At 59.4% G+C, this 13,718-nt stretch carries 12 protein-coding genes; 8 read left to right on the forward strand and 4 right to left on the reverse strand.

The window, feature by feature from the left end:
- Positions 1–123: 123 nt before the first annotated feature.
- Positions 124–1,332: a D-mannonate dehydratase ManD gene (gene manD / locus HB376_RS08100; protein ID WP_213762894.1), complete on the reverse strand. Its 1,209-nt coding sequence runs from the start codon at positions 1,330–1,332 to the stop codon at positions 124–126.
- Positions 1,333–1,427: 95 nt separating this feature from the next.
- On the opposite strand from manD, the gene HB376_RS08105 reads away from it, so the two are divergent.
- On the forward strand, positions 1,428–2,921 hold the full coding sequence (locus HB376_RS08105) for a mannitol dehydrogenase family protein (protein ID WP_213762895.1): 1,494 nt from the start codon (positions 1,428–1,430) through the stop codon (positions 2,919–2,921).
- An 83-nt stretch (positions 2,922–3,004) separates the two neighbouring features.
- Entirely contained in the window at positions 3,005–4,207 is a 1,203-nt protein-coding gene (locus HB376_RS08110; protein WP_213762896.1) for an NAD(P)/FAD-dependent oxidoreductase, read from the forward strand.
- On the opposite strand, the gene HB376_RS08115 is transcribed toward HB376_RS08110, so the two are convergent.
- Entirely contained in the window at positions 4,190–5,119 is a 930-nt protein-coding gene (locus HB376_RS08115; RefSeq protein ID WP_213762897.1) for a DMT family transporter, read from the reverse strand. The genes HB376_RS08110 and HB376_RS08115 overlap by 18 nt on opposite strands.
- Positions 5,120–5,241: 122 nt before the next feature.
- Between HB376_RS08115 and HB376_RS08120 the strand changes: the two genes are divergently transcribed.
- A complete protein-coding gene (locus HB376_RS08120) occupies positions 5,242–6,162 on the forward strand; it encodes a LysR family transcriptional regulator (RefSeq protein WP_213762898.1) in 921 nt (306 codons plus the stop codon).
- Positions 6,163–6,228: 66 nt separating this feature from the next.
- Here HB376_RS08120 and HB376_RS08125 read toward each other — a convergent pair whose 3' ends face one another.
- On the reverse strand, positions 6,229–6,879 hold the full coding sequence (locus HB376_RS08125) for a glutathione S-transferase family protein (protein WP_213762899.1): 651 nt from the start codon (positions 6,877–6,879) through the stop codon (positions 6,229–6,231).
- 408 nt (positions 6,880–7,287) lie between these two features.
- On the opposite strand from HB376_RS08125, the gene HB376_RS08130 reads away from it, so the two are divergent.
- From HB376_RS08130 to HB376_RS08140, 3 genes are all read left to right on the forward strand, one after another.
- A complete protein-coding gene (locus HB376_RS08130) occupies positions 7,288–8,190 on the forward strand; it encodes a LysR substrate-binding domain-containing protein (protein WP_213762900.1) in 903 nt (300 codons plus the stop codon).
- A 207-nt stretch (positions 8,191–8,397) separates the two neighbouring features.
- On the forward strand, positions 8,398–9,675 hold the full coding sequence (locus HB376_RS08135; RefSeq protein ID WP_213762901.1) for a dicarboxylate/amino acid:cation symporter: 1,278 nt from the start codon (positions 8,398–8,400) through the stop codon (positions 9,673–9,675).
- Entirely contained in the window at positions 9,672–11,168 is a 1,497-nt protein-coding gene (locus HB376_RS08140; RefSeq protein WP_213762902.1) for an amino acid racemase, read from the forward strand. Before HB376_RS08135 ends, HB376_RS08140 begins: the two co-directional genes overlap by 4 nt.
- Before the next feature lie 38 nt (positions 11,169–11,206).
- Here the strand turns inward: HB376_RS08140 and HB376_RS08145 are convergent, their stop codons facing one another.
- Positions 11,207–12,046: a LysR family transcriptional regulator gene (locus HB376_RS08145; RefSeq protein WP_213762903.1), complete on the reverse strand. Its 840-nt coding sequence runs from the start codon at positions 12,044–12,046 to the stop codon at positions 11,207–11,209.
- Between the two features lie 138 nt (positions 12,047–12,184).
- On the opposite strand from HB376_RS08145, the gene HB376_RS08150 reads away from it, so the two are divergent.
- Both HB376_RS08150 and HB376_RS08155 read left to right on the forward strand, forming a co-directional pair.
- Positions 12,185–12,898 carry a haloacid dehalogenase type II gene (locus HB376_RS08150; protein ID WP_213762904.1) on the forward strand — a complete coding sequence of 238 codons (714 nt, stop codon included), beginning with the start codon at positions 12,185–12,187 and terminating at the stop codon, positions 12,896–12,898.
- 22 nt (positions 12,899–12,920) lie between these two features.
- A complete protein-coding gene (locus tag HB376_RS08155) occupies positions 12,921–13,709 on the forward strand; it encodes an aldolase (protein WP_213762905.1) in 789 nt (262 codons plus the stop codon).
- The last annotated feature ends 9 nt before the right edge of the window (positions 13,710–13,718 follow it).

Consider the following 13,718-nt stretch of genomic DNA (forward strand, 5'->3'; position numbering starts at 1 on the left):
GCGCGTGGCTAGAGGCGCGCCGCGAAAACAGGGGATGAATGCGATTCGCGGAGAGACGTCGCGAGTGACGGCGTACCCCAATCGTGAAGATCACCGCCAAGTGGTTCTGCCGAGCACCGCCGCTCACCAGTTCCAGAGCGTGCCGTCTTCGAGTCGCGCGACCGGCAAATAAGCCGGATCGTAGGGATAGCGCGCCGCGAGTTCTTCATCGATATCCACGCCGTGACCGGGCGCCTCGCCGGGATGCATCGTGCCCCGCTCGAAGGTCCATGCGTGCGGGAAAACATCGAGCGCTTCCTTCGGAAAACCCATGTATTCCTGCACGCCGAAATTCGGCACCCATAAGTCGAAATGGAGCGCCGCACCCATGCAGACCGGCGACAAATCTGACGGCCCGTGGCAACCCGTACGAACCTGATAGAGCGACGCAAAATCCGCAATGCGTTTCAGGTGCGTGATACCGCCCGCATGCGTGAGTGTGGCGCGAATGTAGTCGATCAACTGCTCTTCAATCAGTTGCTTGCAATCCCAGATGCTGTTGAATACTTCGCCCACCGCGACAGGTGTCACCGTGTGTTGGCGAATCAGGCGGAAACCAGCCTGATTCTCCGCGGGCGTGGGGTCTTCCATCCAGAACAACCGATACGGCTCGACTGATTTACCCAGGCGTGCCGCTTCTATAGGCGTGAGACGGTGATGCACGTCGTGGAGCAGATGGGTATCGAATCCGAACTTGTCGCGCACTGCTTCGAAGAGTTTCGGCACGAAGTCGAGATACTTTTCCGACGACCACGTTTGCTCTTCCACCGCGCCCTTGGTAGCGGGCTCATACATGCCCGCACCCTTCGATACCCCGTACACCGAGCGCATGTTCGGCACGCCGCATTGAATGCGGATAGCCTGATAGCCCTCTTCCACATGCTCTGCATAGCGGTCGAGGGCTTCAGGAATGTCACGTCCGGTCGCATGCCCGTAGACCATCACGCTCTCACGCGACGCGCCGCCGAGCAGCTTGTACAAAGGCAGATTCGCGACCTTGCCCAGAATGTCCCACAGCGCCACATCCACCGCGGCGATGGCGGTCATGGTCACCGGACCGCGACGCCAGTACGCACCCTTGTATAAAAACTGCCAGATGTCTTCTATGCTCCCCGGATCACGACCGATCAGCAGCGGGCACACGTGGTCCTTCAGATAAGACGCCACCGCCAGTTCGCGGCCATTGAGGGTGGCATCGCCAATACCGTGAACCCCTTCATCGGTCACCACTTTCAACGTGACGAAGTTGCGTCCCGGACAACTGACGATGACATCGGCGCGAACGATTTTCATGGGAATTTCCTTGAGGTGCGATCAATGGAATTGATGCTACCATACAAGTAGACTCAATCGTCAATCAAGGGTTTTCCCGCTCCAGGCTATTTAAAATGACCAGTGAATCCATGCTTTGCCGCAAGGCGCTTCCGTTAATCGAGGACCATCTGCTAGCGCCTGAGTGGCGCGATCCCCGCATTGGCATCGTTCATCTGGGCATCGGAAATTTTCATCGGGCGCACGAAGCGGTTTATACGGAAGAGGCCATGCTTGCCGCGGGTGGCGACTGGGCAATCTGCGGGGTCACGCTGCAAGGCGACGTGACGAAGCGCGATGCGTTGATGGCGCAGGATGGCTTGTATAGCGTCGTGGAGCGTGGGCTGCAGGGTGTGAAGACAACAGTTATTCGCGCGCTGCGTGAAGTGCTCGCGCTGCCGCATGACCGCGCGCGACTGTTCGACTTGCTCGCCGACACAAATGTGCGGATCGTCTCGTTGACGGTCACGGAGAAAGGCTATTGCCGCGATACGAAGACGGGCGACGTCGACCTCGGCCATCCCGGCATCGCACATGATCTGGAGCATCCGGGCGAGCCCGGCACGGTGCCGGGTATCCTTGTCGCCGCATTGAAGACGCGGCGCGATGCCGGCATCGCGCCGTTCACCGTGCTCTCTTGCGACAACCTCTCGCACAATGGCGCAGCATTGCGCCAGGTGGTCTGTTCCCACGCTCGCGCGCTCGACGAAGCGCTGGCAACCTGGATCGATCGCGAAGTCGCGTTCCCGTCAACGATGGTGGATCGTATCGTCCCCGCGACCACGGACGCCGACCGTGACGCCGCGGCCGCTGCGCTTGAGCTTCGCGACGAGGCGCCGGTCCCGTGCGAGCCGTTTCGTCAATGGGTGATCGAAGACCGCTTCCCTGCCGGACGACCCGCATGGGAACGCGTGGGCGCGCAACTCGTGGACGACGTGATGCCATTCGAACTCGCGAAGCTGCGCATGCTGAACGGCACACATTCGACACTTGCTTATTTGTCGATGCTGGCGGGGTTCGCGACCATCGACGAAGCAATTTCGTTCGCGCCGCTGCGCACACTGATCCATTCGATGATGACGCACGAGATCGCACCGACCTTAAATGTTCCGGCATCGTTCGACTTGATGGCGTATCGCGATGCACTGCTCGAACGATACGCGAATCCGGCGTTGAAACATCGCTGCGCGCAGATCGCAATGGATGGCAGTCAGAAGATTCCGCCGCGCCTTCTCGCGACGATCGCGGCCCGCCTTGGGCGCGGGCAAGCAATCACGGGACTCGCGCTTGGCGTTGCAGCGTGGTTCGTTTTCTTGCGCGGACACGCCGACGACGGCACGACTTTCGTTATCAACGATCCGCTGGCCTCGCGGCTGACTGCGCTTGCGACGAACGCGGGAGACGTGGAAAACGCGCCGGAAAGCCTTGTCGATGCGATGCTAGGTTGTCGCGATGTATTCAGTCCCGAACTGGCTTCGAACGTGGTGTTCCGGCGCGCCCTGATTGAAGCTGTCACGCAGTTAGGGAGCGGCACGAGAACGGCGATCGAGAACACAGAAAAGCTCGGATAACCACCAAAGTCATCACTTGTTGACAAATCCCCGTCCTCCGGCAAATAATCCGCGTCATCAACTGATGACATACGGAGTCTACCGTGACGAAAATCGCCCCATTCCTGCGGGATAAGCATGTAGCAATCATAGGAGGCGGCCCCGCTGGCCTGACCCTGGCACGGCTTCTGCAAATGCGCGGCGCGTCTGTAAGCATCTACGAACGTGATCACTCGCCTGAGTCGAGGAACCAGGGCGGAAGCCTGGACCTGCACGAACTATCGGGACAACTCGCTCTTCGCGAGGCAGAGCTCGATCGCGATTTCCACCGTATTGCCCGGCATCAGGGCCAGCATTTCAAGGTATTCGACAAACACGGCACGCAACGCGTCGAGATGCGCGCAGAGGATGAAGACGAGATGCGGCCGGAAGTTGATCGTGGCGAGCTGCGCGATCTGCTGCTCCGTTCACTCGAACCCGGCACCGTGAATTGGGGGCACGAACTGCTCCAGGTGGTCACTGAAGACACCGGCACACAACGCCTCGACTTCTGCAACGGAGCCAGCGTTCGCGTGGATCTCGTGGTCGGTTGCGATGGAACATGGTCCCGCGTGCGGCCGTTGATATCGGCGCTGAAGCCAGCGTATTCCGGCGTTACGTTCATCGAGACACGTCTGACTGCTGTCGACACATTACATCCCGCTCTCGCGACTCTGGTCGGACCCGGCAGCATCCTCGCGCTTGGCGACAATAAGGGACTGATGGCTCAGCGCAATGGTGATGGCACCATCCGTGTGTATGTTGCGCTGAGAGTCGCGGAGAACTGGGTTGAACAGACCGGCATCGATTTTCACGAACCGCTGCAGGCGCGCAACCGTCTGCTCGACCTGTTCACGGGTTGGTCGCCTGAAATAGTCGACCTGCTCCGTGCCTCGGACGACGTTTTCCTTCCACGGCCGCTCTACACATTTCCGCCGGAGCAATCCTGGACCACGTGCCCCGGCATCACGATCCTCGGCGACGCCGCTCACGTCATGCCGCCCTTCACCGGACAAGGCGCGAACCTGGCCATGCTGGATGCGGTCGACCTGACTCGTTGCCTCACCTCGCATTCGTTCGCGGATCTGACCGAAGCCATTCGCGCGTTCGAACAGACAATGCTCACGCGCATGACACCGGCTATTCATGCCACGCTAGCCTCGCAGGATCAGGTGATCGCGCATGACGCGCCCACGGCTCTGGTTGAATCCATCAACGCTCACCTGGAAGCAGTCAAGATCATGTCTGCGTCAAGGCAGAACCTCTGAAGCACGGGGCACGTTCACCGTTACCGCTTTGCGCCAGCGCACGGTCGCCAGCATGGACGCCACGACAATCAACCCGCCGCCGATCCATGCAATAAGCGATATTTTCTCGCCAAGCCACAGCCAGGCGAACAACGCGCCAAACGCGGGTTCGCTGCCCATCAGCAACGCAACGCGGGTTGGACTGCTACGCTTGATCGCATAGTTCTGCGCGAAGAAGGCGAACAGCGTGCACGCAAAAACCAGATAAAACACGCTGGCCCAAAACGGCTCATGCCCCGTGAACGACGGCACGTGCTGCCACTGCTGCGGCGCAAACACGAGCGCCACGGCAGCACTACCAAACGCGACCACGCCCGACTGCACCGCCGTCACTGACAAAGGCGGCAGCGTCGAGTCACGCAACACGCGTTTCGTCACGCAGACATTCAGCGCGCGCAGCAAAGCCGCCAGCAGGATCAGCGCATCGCCCGGATTGAAGACGAACCCACCATCACCGGCAAGCAGCCATGCGCCTAACAGCGAGAGCGTGACTGCTGCCCACTCAATCCGCCCGGGCCTGCGCTTGAGCAGCATCCACTCGACCAGCGGCGTCATCACCACGCAGAGACTGATCAGAAACGCCGCATTGGCGGCGCGCGTCAGCAGCACGCCAAACGTCTCGCTTAAGAAAATGCCCAACAGCAGCAAGCCTGCGATAAATACGCCGCGCAGCGTGCGCGCGTCGGCATGCCGCAAGCTTCGCAATGCAGGCGACAACATGACGAACGTCATGCCGAATCGCAGCGTCAGCAGGCCCAGCACCGGATAGAACACAAGCGCATGCTTGACGATTCCGTAACTGGTGCCCCAGACCACCGCGACCACGAGCAGCATCAGGTCGGACACTAAAAGAAGGCGGTCTTGCTTGGACATAGTCGGACCTCAGGAGAATGAGTCCGTATTGTCGAGCGTTGCACATGAGACGATAATCGGGTCGATGCGCAAAGCCTTTATGTCGCAGATGCATTAATCCTCGCCCCACTCGCGACCACCCGATGAATCCAACAGAACTTTTTGCTTTGCTGCCCGACATGGCCGTATTCGCCCGTGTCGTCGATGCCGGCAACTTTTCCGTGGCCGCGCGCCAGCTCGGCAGCACGCCGTCGACGGTCAGCCGCCAGATCAAGCGTCTTGAGGAAGCGCTGGCCACGCGGCTGCTCGAACGATCGACGCGCAAGGTGAAGGTGACCGAATCGGGCGAACAGGTCGTCCGGTTCTGCCGCGACATCGTGAGCGCGGCGTCGGGCGCCGTGGATGCAGCCGGGTCACTGGCCGGCCGGCCGCAGGGAAAAGTCAGTGTGAGCGCGCCGACAGCCTTTGCGAAAACGGTGATTCATCCGCTGGTGCCGGGCTTTTTGCGCGCGTATGAGGAAGTCGATCTCCAATTGCTATACGCGGATCATGAGGTCGATCCGCTCGAGAACGATCTCGACCTCGTGATCCGGCTAACGGATCATCCGCCGCCCGGTCTGGCGGGACGGCGGCTGGGATCGGTACGCTGGGTGTTGTGTGCGTCGCCAGCGTATCTGCGGGCGCGCGGCACGCCCAAGCATCCACGCGATCTCGCGCAACACGACTGCCTCTATCTGGGCGAAACCACCGACGACAACCGCTGGCGTTTTCGCCGTGGTACCGAGACGCAGACCGTGGAGGTAAGCGGGCGATATATAGCGAATCATGCGGGCGCGCGACTCGAAGCGGCGCAACAGGATTTCGGCATCGCGAACTTGCCGGAATTTACCGCTCGCGGAGCGTTGGAGAGCGGTGAACTCGTGCAAGTGCTCGCCGACTGGGATCTCGAAGCGCTCGCTTATGTAGGCTCGGTATGGTTGCTCTATCCGCCGAATCGCTTTCTACCGCCCAAGGTGCGGGCGTTGATTGATTATCTGGTCGAGCACATACACGACAGCAAGTGACGTTGGCTTGGCGCTTAGCGTAGCCTAAGTGCTTAAGCCGCGCTCTTAAGCCGGTAAGCTTCCATGCTAGAAGTCGAGCCGCCCGAACAACTCATCGAATGGGACCATTACGTGCTCGCGGAACGCCGGGCGAAGCTGCAGCCGTTCATACCAGGCTTCAACATTAGGAACGTCAGGCCGCTTGATATCCAGTTCGAAATAACGATAAAGGTTAGAGCCGGCCGCAATATCGCCCAGGCTCAAACTGTCTCCCGCAATGAAGGGCCGCTCGGCCAGCACGCGGTCGAGGAGCCGAAAATATTGCGCGCAACGACCAAGGTTCTCGTCAATGCTCTTCGCATTGCGCAAAGCCTCCGGCGTCCGGTAAAAGCCCCAGAACACGCCCGTTAGGAAGGCGGGCTGCAAGCTGCTCTGAGACCAGTCCATCCAGCGGTCCGCCTGCGACCGCTGACCCGCGTCTTCACTCCAGAACCGCGGGCTGCCATAACGCGCCGCCAGGTATCGCAAGATACTGTGCGACTCCCAGACAATAGTGCCGTCGCTGTCTTTAATGACCGGCACACGTCCGTGCGGATTCATGGCCAGGAACTCTGCGCTCTGCGTCAGGCCGAAGCTTCCTCCGGCGGGAATATGCTCATGTGGCAAATCAAGCTCGCCGATCAGCCACATGACCTTCTGAACGTTAGACGAGTTGCGTCGTCCCCAAACCTGAAGCATGAAATGTCCCCTGAAGTTGGATGCCGCTGACCTTAGCTATTCATTTTCCGCTACTTAGTGACTTGGCGTGATCGCAATCGAGAAATATCAGCGAGGCAATCTCTTAGCCGCTCGATCCAATTGAATAGCGGTCTGCGTCCGAAAGTATACGCGCTGGTCGCCGAAATCTCCGCCTCCATGCTCGCACTGGTGCTTAACCAGATGCCCGCAAGCCATTGGCTTAAGGCGGTAAGTTGTCTTGACCTCGCATACAATCGTCGTGAGCGGATCAACTTGTCCGAACTCGATTAGCTCCCTTGGCAAAGCCTTGCCATTCATTACACGCCGCCCGTCACACGCGCATGGCAGCGGTTGACTTGCCCGACATGCACACACGCGCTTCTCCAAGAGAAGCCAGCAGGGAGCAGTATGGAGATTAAATGGATCGAGGACTTTATTGCTCTTGCCCAGTACCAGAGTTTCTCGCGTGCCGCGGAGGTTCGTAATGTCACGCAGTCCGGCTTCAGCCGGCGCATTCAGGCGCTCGAGCAATGGGTGGGCGCCGACCTGATCGACCGCAGCAGTTATCCGCCCACACTGACACCCGCCGGACGTCTCTTCAGGGAAGCTGCCGACGACATTCTCAACCGCTTGTTCGACACCCGGGCCATTATTCGGACGGAACAGCGAATGCCCGGTATCGGGCTGCAGATTGCAGCGGGCCACACCATTGCGCTGAGTTTTCTTCCTGCGTGGCTCAACACGCTCACCGCGCAATTTCGCGATGTCAGGGCGCGCGTGATTCCCACCAACGTCCATGATTCCATCCTGATGCTGGTGAACGGCAACTGCGAACTCATGTTTGCGTATCACCACCCCGACCTGCCGCTTCATCTCGATCCCGCGCGCTATGAGCACCTGACGGTTGGCATCGACACATTCATGCCCGTCTGCCAACCGAATCAAAAGTCGGGGCCTTCTCTGCGCTTGCCCGGCACTGCCAGCCGCCCTTTGCCGCTTATCTCGTACACGGAGACCAGCTATTTTGGCCGTTGCCTGGCCTTGCTGCTTCGCCGCGCCAAGACACAACCGGCATTACGTCCGCACTACGAATCGGACATGGCGGAAGTGCTCAAGAAGATGGTGCTGGAGGGCGAAGGCATTGCCTGGTTGCCGAAAAGCTCGATACAAACCGAGCTGAAAAATGGCGAGCTCGTTCCGGCTGGCGGCAAGGAATGGAATCTGGAAGTCGAGTTGCGTGTGTACCGCGACGCGTCGAATAGGAACGAGTTCATCGACACCCTGTGGCGATACCTGCGCTCGCCCGCCTGAGCGCATTTACTGAGTGTTTACCCTAGTTATGCGGTTACCGCATAACAACATGCTGAACCCGCATCGCGGGTTTTTTGTCCGCTTCTACTATCCGTCCAGAGACAGAAAAGACCCCTAAGCCAAGGCGCGCCAAGGCACTTTTCGTCAAACCCATCGCACGGCCGCCCACGCTCATCCTCGTGCGAAAACACTCCTGGAAGGATTGAAATGAAAAACCGGTTAACGCTCTATATAGTCATCGGCATGGTGCTTGGCATCGTGACCGGCTACATCTGTCACGGGACAGCCGCTGATTCGAACGCGGCAAAAGAAGTGGCCGGTTACTTCTCCATCATCACCGACATCTTCCTGCGGCTCATCAAGATGATCATTGCGCCGCTGGTATTCGCCACGCTGGTGTCGGGTCTTGCAGGAATGGACGGAACGAGCGACGTGCGCCGCATTGGCATTCGATCAATTGGCTGGTTCGTCTGCGCCTCGCTGATATCGCTCGCCCTCGGCCTCTGTCTCGCCAACTTCCTGCAACCGGGTGCGGGCCTTCACATGGTCCAGACCAGTTCCGACGTAAGCACGGGCCTGAATACCGCCGGGCTGAACTTCAAGGACTTTGTTACGCACGCATTTCCCACCAGCATTCTCGACGCCATGGCGCGCAACGACATCCTGCAAATCCTGGTGTTCTCCGTGCTCTTCGGCGTTGTGTTGGGTGCGATCAAGTCGGACTCACGGGTGACGCCACTCGTACAAGCTGTCGAGGCCCTCGTTCCCGCCATGCTCAAGCTCACCGACTACGTCATGCGCCTTGCGCCCGTGGGCGTATTCGGCGCAATTGCATCGGCTGTGACGTTGCATGGTCTCGACGTGCTGATGACCTACGGCAAGCTGATCGGCAGCTTCTATGTGGGACTGGTGCTGCTATGGGTGATCCTGATCGGCGCCGGTTACGCGTTCCTTGGCAACGCGATCTGGTCGTTGCTCAAAGCGGTACGCGAGCCCGCCATGCTGGCGTTTTCAACCGCAAGCAGCGAAGCGGCGTATCCGCGCCTGACGGAAAAGCTGGAAGAATTCGGCGTGGACAAGAAGGTCGTCGGCTTTACGCTGCCGCTGGGCTATGCATTCAACCTGGACGGTTCAATGATGTACCAGTCGTTCGCCGCCATCTTCATTGCGCAGGCCTTTGGTATCGATATGCCGATAGGCACGCAGATCCTGATGCTGCTCGTGCTCATGGTCAGCAGCAAGGGCATGGCTGGCGTGGCACGTGGCTCGGTCGTGGTGGTCGCCGCCGTGGCGCCGATGTTCCACCTGCCTCCGTCCGGCGTTGTGCTGATCCTCGCGATCGACCAGATACTCGACATGGGCCGGACCGCAACCAATGTGATCGGCAACAGCATTGCAACGGCCGTGATTGCGAAGTGGGAAACAGCTCGGGTCACGCGAACGCAAGCCGTGACCTTCGATCAGCTGCAAGGCGAAGCAAAATGAGGGAGAAGCTGGGGGAGAAGCATCAGCAGGGACGCCGCTCTTTGGGCGTCATCGGTGGACTCGGGCCGCTCGCCAGCGCCGACATGTTTTTCAAGCTCGTCAAGTCGACGCCCGCAACCGGCGACGCGGATCACTTCGATGTCGTCTTCGAGCAGCATCCGTTTCGCGGCGCCGGCGCCACCAGCGCCGCGACGGTTGAACGCAAGCTCTATATCTTCGATCTCATTCGTGCATTCGAGAAGCGCGGCATAGAGACAGTCGTGCTGCCCTGCTTCCTGAGCCACACCTTCATGGACGAGTTGAAGGCCAACTCGCCCCTGCAGATCGTGGACATGATCGAGGCAGTGCGACACCATGTGCGGCGCAAATTTCCTTCCGTGCGCCGCATTGGCGTGCTGGCATCGGACTACACGCGGCGCAACGGTCTCTTCGAACGCTATTTTTCTGCGCCCGAGTTCAACGTCATCCATCCGCGCGTGGATGGAACCACGGACCTCGTCACGCGTGCGGTGTATGGAGAAAATGGCGTCAAGTCCGGTCATCTGCTGGGTCAGCCGGTTGCGCTGCTGAAAGCCGCTTGCGCGGATCTCATTGCGCAAGGTGCGGAGATCATCGTGCCGGGCATGACCGAGATCGCTCTCGTTGCAGATGAGCTGGGCGCGCTGAGCGTCCCGATGATCGACTCGAATCTTGCGTATGCCCAATACATTGTGTCGGGCCAGTATGAGTCGCCGGCCAAGCTGTTCAAGGTCGGCGTGGTCGGTGGCGTTGGTCCTGCGGCGACCGTGGACTTCATGCAGAAAATTGTCAGCAACACACCGGCGAAGCGGGATCAGGATCACATCAAGCTGCTGGTCGAGCATAACCCGCAGATCCCCGATCGCACCGACAACCTGATCGGCGATGGCCCGGACCCCACCATCTCGTTGTACGCCACGTGCAAGAAACTCGAGAGCGGCGACGCCGATATCATCGCGATTCCATGCAACACGGCGCACGCATTTGTTCATCGAATCCAGCCTTATCTCAGCATCCCGATCGTCAACATGCTGACCGTGACCGTCCAGATGCTTCGCGATTCGTTTCCGTCGCTTAGCGATGTCGGGCTTCTTGCTACATCGGGGACGGTAGCCAGCGGGATGTACCGGCAAGCCCTGGAAGCGCAAGGATTGCGGCAGGTCCTGCCGAGTCCGGCATTGCAGGCAAGCGTGATGAATGCGATCTATGGCAAGGAGGGAGTAAAGGCGGGGTTCGTCGATGGACAGTGTATGGACGACATCCGCGCGGCACTGGAAGGCTTGGCGGACGAAGGCGTCGAGATTGTGATTCTTGGATGTACGGAGCTGCCATTGCTGCTTCCGGGCGCTCAATGGCTAAGCGCTCGCGGACGGACGATCACGCTAGTGGATCCGACGGATATTTTGGCAAAACGCTGCGTGGCGTATGCCACCGCAGCAGCCGAACTGAAGATTGAGTCAGAAGCCGCACACTAAGGCACCGCGCGGTGCTAAGCCTTGTGCTAAGCCTCGTACTAAGCCTTGATCTCCGCACGGAGAAATTCGATCAATGCCTGCTGGACCGCATTAAGCGCGCCGCCCGCGCTCACCAATGCAAGCTCGGTTGGCGGCAAGTCGGGCAGATCTGTACAAATGCGATGCTCGGGAAGCACGGCGGTCGTCGGCAACACCGACACGCCAAGCCCCGATGAAACAGCCGCCTGAATGCCGGTCAGGCTATGACTGCCGAACGCAACGCGCCAACGCCGGCGCGCTTTGTCCAGCCCGCGGATCGCACGCTGCCGGTACACACAACCTTGCGGAAACAACGCTAGCGGGACGGGTTCGTCCGTCAGTTCAACGCCTTCTCCTTTTACCCAGACGAGCGATTCGGGCCAGGATGCAAGGCACTCGCCGCTGCCCGGCTCGCGCTTGAGCAACGCAATCTCGACCTCGCCTGCAGCCAGCTTGCGCTGGAGATCGACGCTCATGCCGCTTACCGTTTCAAGCCGCACGCCGGGTTTCATCTTCACAAATCCCGACAGCATGGCCGACATGCGGCGTGCGTCGAAATCCTCGGGCACGCCAATGCGTACCGGCTCGAGCGCTACGTCGCTGGTCAACGCATCCTGCGCCTCCGTCGACAACGCCAGCAGCCGCCGCGCATAGTGCGCGAGCAACTCTCCATGCTCGGTAGCGCTCACGTGATTGCCGGTCCGGTCGCGCAGCAGCAGCGTCCGGCCAACTACTGCCTCCAGCTTGCGGATCTGCTGGCTCACCGTCGACTGGGTCCGATGGACGCGTTCGCCGGCGCGCGTAAAGCTGCCTTCATCGACCACGCAAACCAAGGTGTTCAACAACTCAAGATCTAGCATGAGCCACCGCCGCGTTATTTGAATTTCGACTGACGTTCAGAGTTTAATTTAATTTCCAAATATCGATCAATCCTTTTACGCTTGCGGCATGCACTCAACTCGGTCACTCAACACTTCACTTAACTAAGCGAGCAAATCATGGCTCTTAACGCGCTTGAACACAGCCGCCGGCCGCAATGGCTCACCTTCGACTGCTATGGCACCCTGATCCAATGGGATGAAGGATTGCAAGCCGCAGTCCGCAAGATCCTGTCCGCCAAGCAAACAGAGGCGATTGATCCGGCCCGGTTCATCGGCATTTACGATCGGCATGAACATGCGCTTGAGCAAACCTCCCCGAATCGGTCGTTTCGCAGCGTGAGCACGGATGCATTACGGCTCGCACTCGATGAGCTAGGCTTGCAAAGCAACGCGGATGACGCCCGCGTGCTAACAGACAGCATCTCGGCCATGCCGCCGTTTCCCGAAGTAACCGGTGCTTTGGAGCGGCTTAAGGAGGCGGGTTATCGTTTGTGCATTGTGTCGAATACGGATGACGAGATCATCGCGGGCAATGTCGCGCAGCTTGGCGGATTGATCGATCGCGTCGTCACCTCGCAGCAGGCCGGGGCTTACAAACCATCGCGGGAAATATTCGATTATGCTTTTGACTCGCTTGGCGTGACCAAAGACGACGTCGTTCATATTTGCGCCAGCCCGCACCTCGATCATGCGGCTGCGCGCGAGGTCGGCTTTCGCTGCGTGTGGATCGATCGTGGTACTGGCCGCACGGTACTGCCCGATTACACACCCGACGCCACGCTTGCAACGCTCGATCAGGTACCTGTGCTATTCAATAGATTAGGCTGGTAAATTTTCAAGGTAATCAATCATCATGGCTCACTCGCTTTCAGTCGACAGCACCGCTCCTTCCTCGCGCATCGCGCGGCTTGATTCCGATGCCATCATGCAGGCGCGCATTGAACTTGCCGCGTGCTTTCAGCTTGCGGCGCAGCGGGGTTACGAGGAAGGGGTTTGCAATCATTTCTCGGGTGTCGTGCCCGGGCACGACGATCTGTTTCTCGTCAATCCGTATGGTTATGCGTTTAGCGAGATCACCGCATCGCGCCTGCTCGTTTGCGACTTCGAAGGGCATGTGATCGAGGGTGAAGGCCAGCCGGAAGCCACGGCGTTTTATATCCACGCACGGTTGCATCGGTCGAAACCGCGAGTAAAAGCGGCTTTCCACACGCATATGCCGAATGCGACTGCGTTATGCCTGATCGACGGGCCGCCGCTTTTGTGGCTCGGACAGACGGCGTTGAAGTTCTATGGCCGCACTGCCGTCGACGAGGATTACAACGGCCTCGCGCTGGATGAGTCGGAGGGAGACCGTATTGCTGACGCCATGGGCAACGCCGACATCCTGTTCCTGAAGAATCACGGCGTGATGGTGGCGGGCCCGAGCATCGCGGAGGCTTGGGACGATCTCTATTATCTGGAGCGCGCGGCAGAGGTTCAGCTCAAGGCCATGAGTAGCAACCAGCCGCTCAAGCCCGTGCCGCACGAAGTAGCACAGCGCACGTATGAACAAATACGCTTGGGCGATGCACAAAGTGCCCGCGCGCATCTCGACAGCTCGATTCGAATATTGCGCAATCAGGGGAACGGGTTCGAACAATAAGCGTAAGCG

Origin of the sequence: Caballeronia sp. dw_19, from assembly GCF_018449515.1 — a bacterium.
Taxonomy (GTDB): domain Bacteria; phylum Pseudomonadota; class Gammaproteobacteria; order Burkholderiales; family Burkholderiaceae; genus Caballeronia.